The 16693-nt window shown below is 56.6% G+C and carries 14 protein-coding genes; 3 read left to right on the top strand and 11 right to left on the bottom strand.

Annotated elements, in window-relative coordinates:
- Positions 1-2916, top strand: coding sequence for a glycosyltransferase (locus AC1VON_RS15570; RefSeq protein WP_483124127.1), 2916 nt, complete (start codon positions 1-3; stop codon positions 2914-2916).
- A 53-nt stretch (positions 2917-2969) separates the two neighbouring features.
- Here AC1VON_RS15570 and AC1VON_RS15565 read toward each other — a convergent pair whose 3' ends face one another.
- From AC1VON_RS15565 to AC1VON_RS15540, 6 genes are all read right to left on the bottom strand, one after another.
- On the bottom strand, positions 2970-4094 hold the full coding sequence (locus tag AC1VON_RS15565) for an acyltransferase family protein (protein WP_483124126.1): 1125 nt from the start codon (positions 4092-4094) through the stop codon (positions 2970-2972).
- A gap of 234 nt (positions 4095-4328) precedes the next feature.
- A complete protein-coding gene (locus AC1VON_RS15560; RefSeq protein ID WP_483124125.1) occupies positions 4329-6473 on the bottom strand; it encodes a hypothetical protein in 2145 nt (714 codons plus the stop codon).
- Complete coding sequence (locus AC1VON_RS15555) at positions 6463-6939, bottom strand: hypothetical protein (protein ID WP_483124124.1); 477 nt, start codon at positions 6937-6939, stop codon at positions 6463-6465. Before AC1VON_RS15555 ends, AC1VON_RS15560 begins: the two co-directional genes overlap by 11 nt.
- 399 nt (positions 6940-7338) lie before the next feature.
- Entirely contained in the window at positions 7339-7827 is a 489-nt protein-coding gene (locus tag AC1VON_RS15550) for a class I SAM-dependent methyltransferase (protein ID WP_483124123.1), read from the bottom strand.
- Positions 7828-7978: 151 nt separating this feature from the next.
- Entirely contained in the window at positions 7979-8623 is a 645-nt protein-coding gene (locus AC1VON_RS15545; RefSeq protein WP_483124122.1) for a class I SAM-dependent methyltransferase, read from the bottom strand.
- Entirely contained in the window at positions 8620-9537 is a 918-nt protein-coding gene (locus tag AC1VON_RS15540; RefSeq protein ID WP_483126336.1) for a glycosyltransferase family 2 protein, read from the bottom strand. Before AC1VON_RS15540 ends, AC1VON_RS15545 begins: the two co-directional genes overlap by 4 nt.
- A 305-nt stretch (positions 9538-9842) precedes the next feature.
- On the opposite strand from AC1VON_RS15540, the gene AC1VON_RS15535 reads away from it, so the two are divergent.
- Both AC1VON_RS15535 and AC1VON_RS15530 read left to right on the top strand, forming a co-directional pair.
- Positions 9843-10967, top strand: coding sequence for a glycosyltransferase family 4 protein (locus AC1VON_RS15535; protein WP_483124121.1), 1125 nt, complete (start codon positions 9843-9845; stop codon positions 10965-10967).
- A complete protein-coding gene (locus tag AC1VON_RS15530) occupies positions 10964-12082 on the top strand; it encodes a glycosyltransferase (protein WP_483124120.1) in 1119 nt (372 codons plus the stop codon). Before AC1VON_RS15535 ends, AC1VON_RS15530 begins: the two co-directional genes overlap by 4 nt.
- Positions 12083-12139: 57 nt before the next feature.
- Here the strand turns inward: AC1VON_RS15530 and rfbD are convergent, their stop codons facing one another.
- Genes rfbD through AC1VON_RS15505 form a run of 5 tightly spaced genes read right to left on the bottom strand, consistent with a single transcriptional unit; the run spans position 12140 to position 16674 of the window.
- On the bottom strand, positions 12140-13039 hold the full coding sequence (gene rfbD, locus AC1VON_RS15525; RefSeq protein ID WP_483124119.1) for a dTDP-4-dehydrorhamnose reductase: 900 nt from the start codon (positions 13037-13039) through the stop codon (positions 12140-12142).
- On the bottom strand, positions 13036-14106 hold the full coding sequence (rfbB, locus tag AC1VON_RS15520) for a dTDP-glucose 4,6-dehydratase (protein WP_483124118.1): 1071 nt from the start codon (positions 14104-14106) through the stop codon (positions 13036-13038). The genes rfbD and rfbB overlap by 4 nt, the downstream gene beginning before the upstream one ends.
- Positions 14107-14119: 13 nt before the next feature.
- Positions 14120-14671, bottom strand: coding sequence for a dTDP-4-dehydrorhamnose 3,5-epimerase (gene rfbC / locus AC1VON_RS15515; protein WP_172351340.1), 552 nt, complete (start codon positions 14669-14671; stop codon positions 14120-14122).
- Positions 14672-14674: 3 nt separating this feature from the next.
- Positions 14675-15556, bottom strand: coding sequence for a glucose-1-phosphate thymidylyltransferase RfbA (gene rfbA, locus AC1VON_RS15510; protein ID WP_172351341.1), 882 nt, complete (start codon positions 15554-15556; stop codon positions 14675-14677).
- Between the two features lie 50 nt (positions 15557-15606).
- Positions 15607-16674 carry an NAD-dependent epimerase gene (locus tag AC1VON_RS15505; protein WP_483124117.1) on the bottom strand — a complete coding sequence of 356 codons (1068 nt, stop codon included), beginning with the start codon at positions 16672-16674 and terminating at the stop codon, positions 15607-15609.
- Between the last annotated feature and the right edge of the window lie 19 nt (positions 16675-16693).

Genomic DNA, 16693 nt, shown 5'->3' with positions numbered 1-16693 from the left:
ATGCGCATCGTCATCGATATGCAGGGAGCCCAGGGCTCAAGTGCCAAGCGCGGGATTGGGCGTTACACGCTGGCGCTCACGCACGCTTTGATCAGGAATGCTCAAGATCATGAGATCCTGCTCGCGTTGAATGGTGCAGATACCGAGCTAGTCTTGGATATTCGCTCAACGCTAGCGGGACAATTACCGCATGAAAACATCAAGGTCTGGCATACACCTAAGAAAGTATCAGATCTATTCGATGATAATCCTTGGCTCCGGCGATCAGCGGAAATGCTCCGCGAGGCGTTCCTGGCGAATCTGCGGCCGGACGTCTTGCTTGTCACAAGTCTGTTCGAAGGGCTCGACAGCAGCGCCGTTACAAGCATTGGGGAACTTACCACACGTATCCCCACAGCTGTCATCCTTTTCGATCTGATCCCCTATCTGCATCGTTTTCCATATCTGCAGAACCGAACCATTGAGATGTGGTACGAAAAGAAGCTCGACCATTTGCGGCGCGCAGACGCATGGCTGGCAATTTCCGAGGCAACTCGAAATGATGCGGTGAGATGGTTGTCGCTGCCGCCGGACAAAGTCGTAAACGTATCGAGCGCGGTTGATGAATCTTTTAGAGCGTTGGACCTTTCAGATATCGAAATCGATCGTATCAAGAAAAAATACGGCCTAGTCAGACCTTTTGTTATGTATACTGGCGGAATTGACTATCGGAAAAACATCGAAGGCCTGATACGGGCTTTTGCAAAGCTTCCCATCGATATCAGAAAAGCCTATCAGCTGGCCATCGTCTGCAGTATTCAAGACGACAGCAGGGCAACACTTTCTCATCTTGCTTCCAGCCTCGATCTGGATAGAGACGAGCTCCTGCTCACCGGATATGTTCCGGAGGAGGATCTCATTGGGCTTTACAATATGTGCTCTTTGTTTACTTTCTCATCTACCTATGAAGGTTTCGGTCTCCCCGTAGTAGAGGCGATGCGGTGCGGTGCGGCGGTGATTGGCTCAAACACGTCGAGCATTCCCGAGGTGATCGGTTGGGATAAGGCGATGTTCAATCCCAACTCCGTCAACTCTATCTCCGACAAATTGATGGAGGCGCTTTCAGACGATGATTTTCGTTCCAAGCTGGTCGAAAATGGCACTCGGAGAGCTGGGTTGTTTTCGTGGGAAGCCACGGCAGCGCGTGCCTTGGATGCGATTGAGGAACTGCATTGTTCAACCAACAGGCAAACTCACCGGCAGAATGAAAAAACCAGGCCGAAGCTCGCGTATTTCTCGCCGCTTCCACCCGAAAGGAGCGGTATTGCCGGCTTCAGTGTGGAACTGCTTCCTGAGTTGGCGAGACACTACGACATCGATGTGATCGTTGCGCAAAAGACAGTTTCCAACACATGGGTGCAGGCGAACGTTCCGGTTCGGAGTGTGCAATGGTTTGAAAAACACGCATCGTCCTATGATCGGATCCTGTATCACTTCGGCAATTCCATGTTTCACGAGCATATGATTGGCCTACTGGAGCAATTCCCAGGCGTCGTCGTCCTTCACGATTTTTTCCTAAGCGGCTTGCATGCCCATCGGCAAGTTCACGCAGGAGTAGACAATGCCTGGAACCGAGAACTGTTTTTCTCACATGGGTATCTCGCCGTTTGGGAGCGACTGCGAACCAATGTCGATGCGATTCAGAAATATCCGTGCAGTCAAAGGACAGTTGAGAACGCATCAGGGCTGATTGTGCACTCAACCTATTCCGCCAGGCTTGTTCGAGACTACTATGGAGGAGAATCAGAAATTGATATGCAAACCATCCCGCTGGCCCGCGCTCCTTCGCAGTTGCCCACGAAGGAAGATGCTCGAAAAAAGCTGGGAATTGACGCTGACGCTTTTGTCGTCTGCAGTTTCGGCATACTGGCACCGACAAAGCTCAACCATCGCTTGATGGATGCGTGGTCGGCTTCTGCGCTGTATAAGGACAAACGCTGCAAGTTGATATTTGTAGGCGAAAATGGCTGGCCAGAATATGCTGCGCGTCTTGAGAAAAAGCAGAAGAGGCGGCGCGCGGAAATCACCGGATGGGTCAACGAGGAGACATATCTGTACTACCTTGCTGCCGCCGACGTCGCCGTTCAGCTGCGAGCGGATTCGCGGGGCGAAACTTCGGCTGCGGTTCTTGATTGCCTTAACGCCGGCTTGGCGACGATCATCAACGCTAACGGGTCGATGGCCGAGATCGACGCCAATGTGGCGGTCCAGCTTGATGATATTTTCTCAGACAAGGCACTTTCCGGCGCGTTGGAGCGTCTTCATTCAGACTCGGAGTTGCGCGAGACACTCGCAACACAGGCACAAGACTATGCCGCAGCGCGCCATTCGCCTCGGCTGTGCGCGGATATGTATTCCGACTTTATCGAAGCCGTTTACGCGAGGGTGAAAACCCAGGATTTGCTCGGCGCAGTGGCTGCATTGTCGGAAGCGCCACGTGACGAGGAAGACCTCGTAACTTTTGCCGAATGTGTAGACAAGACCGTCCATCGGAAAGCGAGACTACCGCACCTGCTGATCGATATCTCTGAACTTGTTACCGGCGGCGGTTTTGATCGGAAGGCGGAGATCATCGCGACCATCCGGGACCTTCTTCTAGCCCCCAACCGAGATCGCCGGGTCGAAACGATCTTCTTTGATTCCGAAATTGGCCTCTTCCGATATGCGCGTGACTATACGTTCTCGATGTTGGGATGTCCGATAACGTTGGAGGAGGACGGGATCGTAGACGTTCGCAGCGGAGATGTTCTGGTGGGTGCAGTCTCGTCGGCATCAGGCGAGCATGAGCGCAGGAATGAGATTGTTCAGGGTTGGAAGGCCCAAGGCGTCAGCTTAGGACACAAGCTCGCCGATTGGAGAGAACGGGCGGTTGCGTAATATCTGGCTGCCATGTTTCATACGCGCCGTATTTTCCTTTGGTCCAACCACAGTCATTTCTGCGGTACAAGGCCGGATGTAGAAGTTTCCCCAGATCGGATATTAGCCGGGTTTCCCGATTGGATCTTGCCACTAAGTCGGCGCGTTGGGATTTCGACCAAATAGTGAATCACCGTGGCTGTGGAAATCGCCAGGGCAAAAGCCGCAGCAAGCGCTGCTGTTCTAGGGGCCCCATTGTCCATTGTGATCCGCATCACCACGTACCCGGGGACAGCATGAACGAGATAAAATGGATAGCTGATATCGGCCATGAAGCGGGCAACCCTGCCTTTAGGCACCAACTCCGGAAACCGGAAACTGAAAGAGAAAACTGCCGCCCCCAAGAGATATGCTCTGCCCACCTCGAACAGGAAATGCCCTCCTAGAACACTGAACCACGCGGCGACAGTTGAACCAATAGCAATAGAGAAGATTGCGACAGCTTGGAGCACCGACATTTGTTTGACGTGTAAAAAGTAGAAGCATACCCCAATGAACATGAACGTCAGATATGGGGCCCTTGATATCAGAAATACATCAGGAAGAAACGAACGCAATGACGCCATCAGCGCCAAGACTACAGGAATCAAGAAAAGCAACATCGAGCGCTGCCTGAAAAGGCAGCCAGCCAGAGCGCAAATAACGTAAAAATATACCTCAACCTCGAGCGTCCAAACTACGGAATCAATGTCGCGGGTGTTGGCAACGGCTCGCAGGCCAGGCACAAAATGGAATGCAATGTCTCTGACTTCAAATGGCCAAGGCGCTTTGAAATACCAAGTTCCGACCCTGATTACGCATAGTACAACAGTGAAGCACGCAGCATAGGTCGGAAACAACCTCATTGCTCGAGCAGCAAGGAATCGGAGTGAAGAACTTCTCGTAAGCGATATTGGGATCACCATCCCGCTGATCAGAAAAAAAATTGCAACCCCAAAAGCCCCAAGATTGATCCCCGACCCCATCGCGATTTTTGTGAATACTGGTATCGGGTGAGGCGCCGCCATAGCCGGAATCCCGGTGTAATGAGAGACGACGTCTCTAAGCAGCCAGAACAACGCTGCCAGATGGCCAAAGGCAACAGCCAACGCAGCAAAACCACGTAGCGAGTTGGCGAACTCGATCCTGTTGCTAACCATTTTTCGGGTTGCTTCCTCCAGACATTTTTGAGCTCGTCATACAATGGCTCCTGCCGATTACGAGCACGATCGCCACACCATCGATCTTCTCAAACGATTCAGGCGATCGCAGTCTGCGTGAGATAATTCTCAAGGCATAAGTGCACAGCGCAAACTCACTGATTGGCGGAAGCGGGCGATTGCGTGATCTATAGCTCTCTCAATACGACCACGATCGAAAGCGACCTCTAGACATTAGGGCCGCTCCATCTTTTCGAGACGATATCCTGATATACTAAAGTCACTGTCTTTGGTTGCAAAGGTCCTCAATTCAACGCCGGGAGTTTGATCAGTCAAAGAAAAGAAGCCCTGCGCTACTACCTCTTGTTCAGTTTTGACGATTTCAAAATGTCCGTGCGTGACAGTGCCAGCGCTCGAAGTAACATCGACCCACGCGCCACTTGCTGCCTTCACGTGCCCGATAACCGAGAGCTTGTAATTTCCGGCTCCCAAGGTCAGATATGGACCATATAGAAGAAAACCCTCCTGACCTGTTGTCGTCATCTTCCCAGAAATCAGCGTTCCAACCTGGGTAGACAGCGAGCCGTCGACCGATCGGAGGTATCTGCATAGTGGCTGACGGCAATTTGGGTCTGGTCCTCCGACCACGATACTTGCGTCATCTACGTTAGGTATGGTGATTTCAATATTCGGCTTTACCACCATATAGAGGCCGGTCTTGGCCTCTTTGAGCACAGCAACACGATCACTGCGATCTGCCAAGGCAGCCTCATTGAATGTGAAAAAAGGTCCGCTGCAACTGGACAACCATGCGTCTGAGGTCATGCGAACTATCTCGTAGTCATGGAGATGAAACAGGTAGAGATTAAGCCGTTCCCGTTGCTCGCTGGGAAGGTCCACAGGGCCAATTTCGTCAAACGCAATGCACGTCCCAGGTGCGAAATTAGCTCTCACGACATCCTGCAGCGCCGTCGAGTCACCGAATTCGGCCTCGAAAGCGCTGTGTTTGGAAATCTGACTGCTGACGGAAATGCAGAATACCACGGATATCAGGACCAACGACTGCCAGCGGCCAGCGGCGAAGCAGAGACCGCAAAACACGGCTCCAAACAGGAACCACACAAAGGGTTCTGCCGCCGGAAACACCACAGAGGGCCAAAACGCCGAGATATTTATAAAGACGGTGGAGGATTCGATCGCATAAACGTACTTGATGAAAACCGCAAAGAGCGCCGGCAGACCTAACGATAGTCCCAGAATCCACGACGAGCGGGATCGGGCACCGGAGACACCTAACGCGACAATGATTGGCACGACGGCTTCGCAGTAGCGCCCATAAAACCAATAGCTTGCCCAGTTAAGCTGCGCGAATGTAAACCCAACAGAGCCGAGGCTGGCGATTCCGGCGATTGAGATCAACACATAGACCGCCAATGGGCTGAGTTGAACCGACGATCTTGGAGCACCGGGAACCAGTTGGCTCAAAAGGAAGGCCAAGCCCAAAATAAACAGTCCACCAGTCGCCACTGTGAAATAGCTTATGGTACCAAGACAGCGGACAATGACTTCTAGTATTTGTGGCGGATTCTTTAGAACCGATAATACGGCGCTCGCAGAAGGGTAATGTTCATGGACAGTCAGGTCGTCCGGAGTCATGGCATCTTTTATGAGTGGAGCCAGCCCAAACTGATATAAAATAACCATTGCTACAATCACAGCGCTAGCCAGGACTGTGGGGAACACAAGCCTCCTATCCAGGATGGCACCAGTGATCAGAGCTAAAATGGCAGCACATGCCACTACAATTGCCGTGGGGTGCACCCAATAAGCCAGCCCAACGACAAAACCGAAGATAGCAAAAACCCATATAGGTTTTCGTTCACAGGGCGCCAGAAGATAGATCGACAGAGAAAATAGGAAAACTGACGCCGGCTGCGAAAAAGAAAACCCAGAAATGCTGGGGAATGCCGGGTAACATGCCGTTATAATTACGGATACCACAGAAATAAATCGATTTTTTTCTATACTATAAATTACTATGTATATAAAAGAGAAGGCCGCTCCAAATAATATTGAGTTTGTTGCGACAATTGCTTTCCAAATTAGTGTCGGAGAGTCGAACATCAAAAAGGCAGGGATCAGAAAAAGAGAGTAACCGAAATGGTAGCTGCTTGCAGCGTCAATTTTGTCACCTGTCAAGAACGCAGCATAACTAAGATAGCCGACCTCATCATCCAAGAATATCGGCCCGGAGAACTTAACGTTAAGAAAGAAGTAACTCGTCGATATGACAAAGAAAATGCACGCGATTGCGAAACATTCTGATTTTAGCGTAACGCCGTTGCAAACGCCGCGGCCGGACGTGTCTTCAATCTGCATTGTTAATCCCATAAACTCGACCAGCAACCTGCCCGCCGGCAAAAAAGAGAAGGTCGCCCAGAACAGTGATCGCGCGCCCGATCACCACAGCCAAGAGAATAACCGGGCCAGGGCTAAGCCCGCCAAGGAGGAAGAGCAGAACGGCTTCTCTGATACCCAGGCCGGCCGGCGCGCCTGGGGTCGCGAGTCCCGCAAGCCAAGCGATTACATAGGCGCCGGCTATTGCCGGATAGAGAGCGAAGTCGGCAGAGCCAGCAGCCAGGCCGTAGGCGGCGACGAAGATTGTACCCGTAACAGCCAAGTATAAGGCGTAAAACGCTGCCGACTTGGCTAGGGCATGTCCGAGCACCCGCCTCGTCAGCAATAGAAGCGCTACCGCAGTAGCCAAAAACAGAGACAAGCTGAGAGTCACGCCGATATCCGGAAAAACGATCGGTAAAACGAGAGGAATAAAAAAAGAGTGCATCCTGCAATGATCAGCAATTCCAAGAAAAACGACTTGACCAAGGAGGTACTAGCCACCCCAGCTGCCATCCCCAACGCCTGCCGGCCGACAAATTGGAAAACATTGCCCGGGACATATTTCGCCAGTTGTGAAGTGGCGTAGACCCACACCGCCCACCTTAATGACCGCCGGGCTCCGACGCGATCGAGAATCCTATGCCAACCTGCGGCGAGTAAGATATTCGACGCCCCAGACAGAATTGAAATAAATACGAATAAAATCACCTGAACTTTATCAAAATTTCTAAACTCTATCTGTCCTTTGTATATATACAATCTATTGCAAATAAATATTATAGAAATTACCGCGATAAAAATTCCAAAAAACTTGGCATTATTTAATAGTAATTCTCTTGTCTTATTATACATCATCATGTGTGAACGAAAAAATCTGATTCCCACCGAAGAGAAAACGTCGATAATTGACCATTTTTAAACCTGCAGCGCGCCCGACATCAATTATTTTCTTCTTGTCGAGTAGACCTTCATGTTCTTCGTTCGCGCTTCGGCTAAAGATACCGATTCGTGAGCCCATCCAATGAACCCAGCTCATAGAGGGATGGGGCGTCGTACATACAATTCGTGCCGCCGGCACGTGCGCTAAGTTTGACTTCAAAGCGGCCAAGAAGGCCTGCGGGTCCTTTACGTGCTCGATTACCGCCAAAGCAGCAACAGTGTCGAAGAGCTCGGTGGCCAGATGTTCCGTTTGGAGAAATTTATGCGAAGGAAAGTTCTTTCTGGCAGCCGCGATCGAAACCGGGTCCAGGTCAATTCCCACGTAGTTCCGGCTGTCAACATACTCCGCCAAGGAACCATTGCCGCATCCAACGTCCAAAACACGGCCTTTCATGTACTCTCTAACAGCGAAAATTCGCTGCCGTTTCAAGAATGGGGAAAGCACTCCCTCAGTCGCTTGATCAGCCAATTTCTACCCCTTGAATGTCATTCCGAGCCCAAACAGATGCGGGTTCGACCAGCCTCCCATGTAAGGACAAATGTCTTCATCGTTGCCTCTTTATAGAACGACAATGCAGCATGGTCCAAGGCAATGGCGACAGGACTTCAACCACCTCGAAAAACTGGGAGACGAGCGAGACGAAGCCGCGCTGTGACCAGTGCTGCAGATGACCAGGCGTATTTCCCAAGGCCGAAATGTATTTCCCGCGCGCAAGATTAAGTGCCCGCCAGAGCGGTTCGCGAGGAACACTGAGGATCAGGTCCGATCCTGCAACGCGCTGCAGCGCCTGCAAAGCCTTTTGCGGGTCTTCCAGATGCTCCATCACCTCGCAACAGACAATGAGATCCGCGCTATCGCGTTCCGGCGTCACTTCATAAATGCTGCGGACCGCGAAACGACCGGGGTCCATGCCGCGTCCGCGGGCGTTCTCCTTTGCCATGCCGATAACCTGGGTGGAGAAATCGGTGCCCCGCGCATCAATGGCTTGGCCAAGCCACCGCATGACCCAATAGCCCTCTCCGCATCCGACCTCGTGAATGGTAGCGGGGTTCGCCTTTGTCACCAAGCTGGACAGAGCATCGTCGAAGCCGGTGACCATCCGGCGGGCGATAGGATTTCGCGTACCGTATTTGTCATAGGTGTTACCTATGACAACACCGTCCTCTGCCTTTCCGCCAGCTACCTTCATTCGCCCAGTCTGCTTTCCTGCCGCTTCGGCTGTGGTCGCTTGATTTCTCCTTGCGTCGCGCGCTGCGTATATCTGATGTCTTCGAGAAGCTTGCGGTTGGCCGCGATCACATCGGCCAGGAAGGCAACCAGAAGTGCCTGGAAGCCCATTGACATCAGCACGCCCGCCAGGACCACCGACTGGACGTGACCGCTGCTTGCATCGACAAGGTAGAAATAGAGGAAGCGCAGGCCGAGCAGGAAACCGAGGCCGAAAAGGACGGCTGCGATCGCGCCGAAGAACCGGGCCGGCTGGTAGATGACGAAGATGCGCACGATGGTGAAGATCGAGCGCTTGAGATACGAAGGAATGCTCTTGACCAGCCGCGACGGTCGCAGATCGCCGTTGACGCGGATCGGCACCGAGACCACGCGCATGTTCTTGCGGCCGGCCTGGATGATGGTTTCCAGCGTGTAGGTGTAGTTGTTGAAGACGACCAGACGCTGGGCAGCGTTGCGCGAGATCGCGCGGAATCCGCTCGGGGCATCCTGCACATCCGTGCCGCTGCTGACGCGAACCACCCAGCTGCCGAGCTTCTGCAGCAGCTTCTTCAATGGCGAGAAGTGCTCAATCTCCGATATCGGCCGAGCGCCGATGACCATGTCCGCGCGTCCCTCAAGAACCGGCTTGGTAAGTGCAGGCAGATCGGCCGCGTTGTATTGGTTGTCGGCATCGGTGTTGACGATGACATCGGCGCCTCGCGCGAGGCCGGCTTCGATGCCGGTCATGAAGGCGTAGGCAAGGCCACGATTGCTGGTGTGGCGTATGACGTGGTCGACGCCATTTTCCTCCGCGACCCTGGCCGTGGCGTCGGTGCTTCCGTCGTCGATGATCAACCATTCGACGCTGTCGAAACCGGCAACGGTTCGCGGCAGATCATTCAGCGCTATCGCGAGCGTTTCGGCTTCGTTATAGCAAGGAATCTGGATGATCAGTTTTGGCAGGGGCTTTGCTCTCGAATTGGGGGCCTCATGATCCGTGCATCTACCATCCTCATGCTGAGGCGCAAGCGGTTTCCCCGGTAAAGATGATCTTTCCCATCTCGAACCACGGAGTCGACGGAATGTATATTAGCGTTACTTCATGATGCTCGTCGCCTGACCACACTTCGAAGATTTGCTTCCGGGTATATCGTAAAAATGTCCGGAATCCTTTGCCCAGTTCATTTCCGGAGACAAGCTTGAGGATCGGGATCGATGGCAGGAATCTCGGATCGGCTACCGACGGGATCGGCCGGTTCGTCCACAATGCCGTGAAGGCATTGGCGGCTCTCGGCGCCGATGTGGTCGTCTATGCCCCTGGCAGGATCAATCCGGATTACGACCTTCCGCCTGGCGTTTGCGTGCGGGTCGCCAACTTCAAGGGGCCTGTCGCCCGCACGTTCTGGGGCCAGGCCGTGTTGCCTTCCTTGGTCCGGCGCGACCGCGTGGAGGTGTTCTGGGGACCATCGCACCGCCTGCCCTTTGTGCTGGGCGGCGACATCGCTCGGGTGGTGACGATTCACGACCTCGTCTGGCTGCACGCCGCGCGGACCATGCGGACCCGGACCTGGGTGGGCGACCGCCTGCTGATGAAGCCCGCGCTGCGGACCGCCGACGCCGTGGTTGCCGATTCGACAGCCACGGCCACCGTCTTGACGGCCGAATTCCCCTGGCTGAAATCGCCGGTCAGCACGGTCCACCCCGGCACGGTCGCCCTGCCGGCCCCCGGCGATGTTTCGAGCCTGCGGCCGCTCGGCATCGGCAAGCCCTACGCGCTCTTTGTCGGCACGGTCGAGCCCCGGAAGAACCTCGGCAATCTGATTGAGGCCTACGGTTTGCTGCCGGCCGATACCCGGTCCGGCTGCGATCTGGTCATCGTCGGCGGCACAGGGTGGAAACAGACGGGCCTTGCCGATAAGGTGCGCGCCGGCGGGCTGGAGGCGAACATCAAGTTTACCGGATTCGTCGACGACATGACGCTCGCCACGCTTTATGCGAATTGCCTGTTTCTGGCGATGCCATCTCTCTACGAGGGGTTCGGTTTTCCGATCGTCGAGGCACAGTCTTTCGGCAAGCCGGCGCTGACCTCGAACACGTCGTCAATGCCTGAGGTGGCGGGCGACAATGCCGTCCTCGTCGACCCGAACGACCCCGAGGCAATCGCCGCTGCATTCCACCGGTTGTGCGTCGATGCGGAATTCCGAAACGGCATCGCCGCGGGCGCGAAAAGGAATGCCGGACGCTTCACCTGGGAAAACCACGCCAAGAGCATGCTGCGGATTTTTGAACAGGCCATCGAGCAAAGACGGAAGGCCCGCGTTTGAAAGTCCTGCACTTCTTCAAGACCTATTGGCCGGATTCGTTCGGCGGCGTGGAGCGCACGATACAGGCCATTGCCCGAAGCACCGCGAGCCACGGCATCGAAACGGACGTGCTGTCATTGAGCCCCACTCCGGCTGAGAACACCCAATGGTTTGACGGCCATATGGCCCATAAGGCCAAGCTCGATTTCGAACTCGCCTCGACCGGATTCTCGCGCTCGGCTTTTCGGAAATTCGCGGAACTCGCCGGGAAGGCCGACCTGCTGCACTACCATTTTCCATGGCCATTGATGGATATAGTGCATTTTCATTCCCGTCACGGCAAACCGGCGGTCGTCACCTATCATTCCGACATCGTCAAACAGAGGCTGATACTGCCTTTCTATCGACCGCTGATGCTGCGTTTCCTGAAGGACGTGGACACGATCGTTGCGACATCCCCGGACTATCTGGGATCGAGCCCTGTCCTCAAAGTCTTCAAGGCCAAATCGACGATCATTCCCATCGGCATCGACGAAACCGCTTACCCCGCGCCGACCGAATCCGACACCATCTGGTGCCAGTCGGCGGTGGCGGAGCCCTTCGTCCTGTTCGTCGGCGTTCTGCGCTACTACAAGGGACTCGATGTGCTGATCGAGGCCGCGGACAGGGTTCGATGCAAGATTGTCATTGCCGGCTCGGGACCGATCGAGCAGCAACTCAAGCTGCAGGCCAGGACGTTGCGGCGCGACAATGTGATTTTCCTGGGCGAGGTTTCGGAGTCGCACAAAATGGCGCTCCTCCACAGCTGCCTCGGGTTCGTTTTTCCTTCGAACCAGAGGTCGGAAGCTTATGGGCTATCGCTGGTCGAGGCGGCAATGTGCGGCAAGCCGATGATTTCATGCGAGATCGGAACGGGAACCAGTTATGTGAACAAGGCCGGCGAAACCGGGCTGGTCGTTCCGCCTTCCGATCCAGCACGGCTTGCCGAAGCGATCAGCCGGCTCGTCGATTCGCCTGGCGAAGCCGCGAAATGGGGGCGAGCCGCCCGAGATCGCTATGCCAGCCTCTTTACATCGGACAGGATGGGAAAGGCTTACGCCGATCTCTATCGCCAGCTCGACAGCCGTCGACGTTGAGTGCCGCTGCAAGGCACGGCTTGTGAAACGCAGCGAGCCGCCCTCAAGGACGCTTGGTCATCCGGCCGGGGCCTGCCCGCTTTGGAGCCGACGGACCACCGCCTCCGTCGCCTGCCGCCAGTCAGGCGCGCTCCACCCGAATACATCAGCGAACTTCGCGCTCGACAGCCGCGAATTGGCGGGGCGCCGCGCCTTGGTCGGATAGTCCTTGCTGGCAATGTCGCGCACTTGCGCCCAGGCACCGCCGGACGCTCGGCTGGTGTCCAGGATGTGACGGGCAAAGCCGCTCCAGTTGGTCTCGCCGGTGCCGGCCAGATGATAGGTGCCGAACGCGCCGACGCTCTTGTCGCCATGCAGCACCACCGCCGCATGCAAGATGGCGTCGGCCACATCGAGCGCGGAGGTGGGATTTCCCCATTGATCGGCCACCACCGAAATCTCGTCGCGGTCGGCGGCCAGCCGCAGCATGGTTTTCACGAAATTCCTGCCGAACGGGCTGTAGACCCAGGCGGTGCGCAGAATAAGGTGGCGCGGGCCGGCGGCGGCCACCGCCTGTTCGCCAGCGAGCTTGGAGGCGCCGTAGACGCCGAGGGGCGCCGTCGCGTCGGTCTCGACATAGGCGTGGGTAGCGCTGCCGTCGAAGACATAGTCGGTCGAAAGGTGGATGAGGGGAGCGCCGAGCCGAGCCGCCGCCTCAGCCACCTTGCCGGCGCCGGTCGCGTTGACCGCAAAGGCGAGGTCGGGCTCGTCCTCGGCCTGATCTACCGCCGTGTAGGCGGCGGCCGACACCACGATATCCGGCTTCGCAGCCGCAATGGCGTCGATGATGGTCTCGGGTCTTGCCAGGTCGAGTTCCGGGCGGCCGATGGCGACGACCTCCATGCCGGCCTTTCCTTGGCCAGCCTCCAGCAGGCTTGCCGCGACCTGGCCGTCACGTCCGGTGACGACGAGCCTCACGCGCCAGCCTTGCGCGCTTCGCCCAGTCTTTCTCCGGCATAGCGCTGCTCGCGGATCGGCCCCCACCACCATTTATTTTCGAGGAACCAATCCACGGTTCTGGCCAGGCCGCTGTCGAAATTCTCGGTCGGCGTCCAGCCGAGTTCACGGCCGATCTTGGAGGCATCGATGGCGTAGCGGCGATCATGGCCGGGGCGGTCGGTGACGAAGGAAATCAGTTCGCGATAGCGCTTGCCGCCGGCCCGGGGACGCCTGATGTCGAGCAGGTCGCAGATCGTCTCAACGACGGCGAGGTTCGTCCGTTCCGAATTGCCGCCGACATTGTAGCTCTCGCCCGGATGCCCTCTCGTCGCGACGAGTTCCAGGGCCCGCGCATGATCCTCGACGAACAGCCAGTCGCGCACGTTGGCGCCGGCGCCATAGACAGGCAGCGGCTTTTCGTCGAGCGCGTTGAGGATGACCAGCGGGATCAGTTTTTCGGGAAAATGATAGGGGCCGTAATTGTTCGAACAATTGGAAAGCACGACCGGCAGGCCGTAGGTCTCGTGCCAGGCCCGCACCAGATGGTCCGAAGCCGCCTTCGAGGCGGAATAGGGCGAGGACGGTGCGTAAGGCGTCTCCTCGACGAACATGCCGCCATCGAAAGGCAGATCGCCGAACACCTCGTCGGTCGAGACATGGTGGAATCGGAAGCGGCCCTTCCTGTCATCGGCAAGGCCACGCCAATATTCGAGCGCCGCATTGAGGACCCGGTAGGTGCCGACAATGTTGGTCTCGATGAAGGCGCCCGGTCCGTCGATCGAGCGGTCGACATGGCTCTCGGCGGCGAGGTTCATGACGATGTCGATATCGTCACGGCGCAGGAGATCGAGCACTGTCCTCTCATCGCCGATATCGCCATGGACGAAGCGATAATTATGCGCGTTTTCGATCGGCCGCAGCGAAGCCAGGTTGCCGGCATAGGTCAGCTTGTCGAGATTGGTCACGCGGTAGGCCGGATTGGCGCACAGATGCCGGCACACCGCCGAACCGATGAAGCCGGCCCCGCCTGTCACCAGAAAATTCATGCTGCTGTCCTCATCAGGCAAACACCTCGGTGTCGGCGAGCATCGGCGCCTTGCGGTCCTTGTCCGAAAGCTGGAACCCGCTGGCCACCGAAGGCCATTCGACGCCGATCGCGGGATCGTCAAAGCGGATAGACCGGTCGTGCTCAGGCGAATAGGTGTCGGTCACCTTGTAGAGGACCTCGGTGTCGGGCACGAGGGTCAGGAAGCCATGGGCAAAGCCCTTGGGCACCAGGATCTGGTTACCCTTTTCGGCCGAAATCTCGTGGCCGATCCATTTTCCGAAGGTTTTCGAACTGCGGCGAATGTCGACACAAACGTCCAGAATCCGGCCGCGTACAACGCGCAGCAACTTGTCCTGCGCTCGGGGCGCAAGCTGGTAATGGAGCCCGCGCAAGACGCCTGCCTCGGCCGAATAGGAATGGTTGTCCTGCACGAAAAGCAATTTTATTCCAGCCTGCGCAAACCGCTCGGCATTGTAGGTTTCCATGAAGAAACCGCGCGCATCGCCGTGCCGCTTTGGAACAATTTCCAGTACGCCTTCAATGCCGAGGGACCTGATCTCCAACGCCTAGCCCTCCGACAGATCGGCGACACGCCGGCGCAGATAGGCGGCATATTCATTTTTTCCCAGCCGGGTTGCGCGCTGCAGCACTTGCTCTGCCGTCAGCCAACCCTGCTCGAAGGCGATCTCCTCAGGGCAAGCGACCTTGATGCCCTGTCGATGTTCGATCGTGCGCACGAAGGAAGACGCGTCGTTCAGACTGTCATGGGTCCCGGTGTCGAGCCAGGCATAGCCGCGTCCCAATCGGTGCACATGCAGCAGGCCGCGGTCGAGATAGGCGTTGTTGACCGCCGTGATTTCCAGCTCGCCGCGGGCCGAAGGACGAATGGACGAGGCGATGTCGACAACAGTGTTGTCGTAGAAATACAGCCCTGTAACAGCCCAGTTGGATTTCGGCTTTTGCGGCTTTTCCTCGATCGTGAGCGCGGTTCCGGTGACCTTGTCGAAGGATACGACGCCATACCGTTCAGGATCATCCACGCGGTAGGCGAAAACCGAAGCGCCCGTGTCGCGCGAAGCGGCGGTGCGGCAAAGCTGCGACAGCCCATCGCCGAAATAGATATTGTCGCCCAGGATCATCGACACACTGTCTTTGCCGATGAACTCGCGGCCGATGATGAAAGCTTCCGCAAGCCCATTGGGGTGCGGCTGCTCCGCATAGGAGATATCCAGCCCGAACTCCGATCCGTCGCCGAGTAAATCACGAAAAACGGGCAGGTCTCGCGGCGTCGAAATAACCAGGATCTCCCTGATATCCGCGAGCATCAATACGCTCAGCGGATAATAGATCATCGGCTTGTCGTATACCGGAAGAATTTGTTTGGAGACTGCCAACGTCAGCGGATAAAGGCGTGTTCCACTACCTCCCGCAAGGATAATTCCTTTCAAGAAGCTCTCCCTGACATGCCCAAATCCCCTCGGCGGCAGTGGGAGCCATACTACACCCTGAAAAAGCTGCTGCCAGCGCCCGCTTTTACCGCAGAGTCGTTACCAAAATACGCCAGATACCACTCGACGAATCGCCCTACCCCTTCCGACACGGAGGTACCGGGGCGGTATCCGACCGCCTCCTGCAATGCTGAAATGTCGGCGAACGTATCGAGCAGGTCCCCCGCCTGCAGCGGCAAGAGCTCGATGATGGCCTTGCGGCCAAGCGCGTTTTCCAGCGCCTCGACATAGGCGGTCAGCTTCACCGGATTGTTGTTGCCGATGTTGAAGATGCGCCAGGGCGCACTGCTCGTTGCCGGATCCGGATGGCTGGAATCCCAGGCGGGGTTGCCGGCGGCAGGGCTGTCGCTGGTTCGGATCACCCCTTCGGCGATGTCATCGACATAGGTGAAGTCGCGCGTGTGGTTGCCATTGTTGAACAGCTTGATCGGCTCGCCGGCCAGGATGCTCCTGGTGAACAGGAACAGCGCCATGTCGGGACGCCCCCAGGGGCCGTACACGGTGAAGAAACGCAGCCCGGTGGTCGGCAGCCCGAACAGATGGCTGTAGCTGTGAGCCATCAACTCGTTGGCGCGCTTGGTCGCGGCGTAGAACTGCAGCGGATGATCGGCCGGGCGGTGCTCGGAGAACGGCATGTCGGTGTTGGCGCCGTAAACGCTCGAGGTGCTGGCGTAGGTCAAGTGCGTTATGCCGCCGCCGCGGCAGGCCTCCAGCATGTTGGTGAAGGCGATGATGTTGCTTTCGACATAGGCGCGCGGGTTTTCAAGGCTGTAGCGGACCCCGGCCTGGGCGGCGAGGTGGATCACCCGGTCAAAGGCGTGGTCGGCAAAGCAGCCGTCCACGATGCCCCTGTCGGCAAGATTGCCATGGATGAAATGATAGCCGGCATTGGTGCTTCGGCTTGCCTCGGCAAGCAGCCGCAGCCGCGCCTGCTTGATCGCCGGATCGTAGTAGTCGTTGACGCTGTCGATACCGACAACCTCGTCGCCGCGCTCGATGAGCCGCCTGGCGACATGATAGCCTATGAAGCCGGCGACGCCGGTGACCAGAACCTTCATCAGAAGCGCCCGTCCTCGG

The organism is Mesorhizobium sp. HAY1-8B (assembly GCF_056868045.1).
This window is presented reverse-complemented; position numbering and strand designations above follow the sequence as displayed.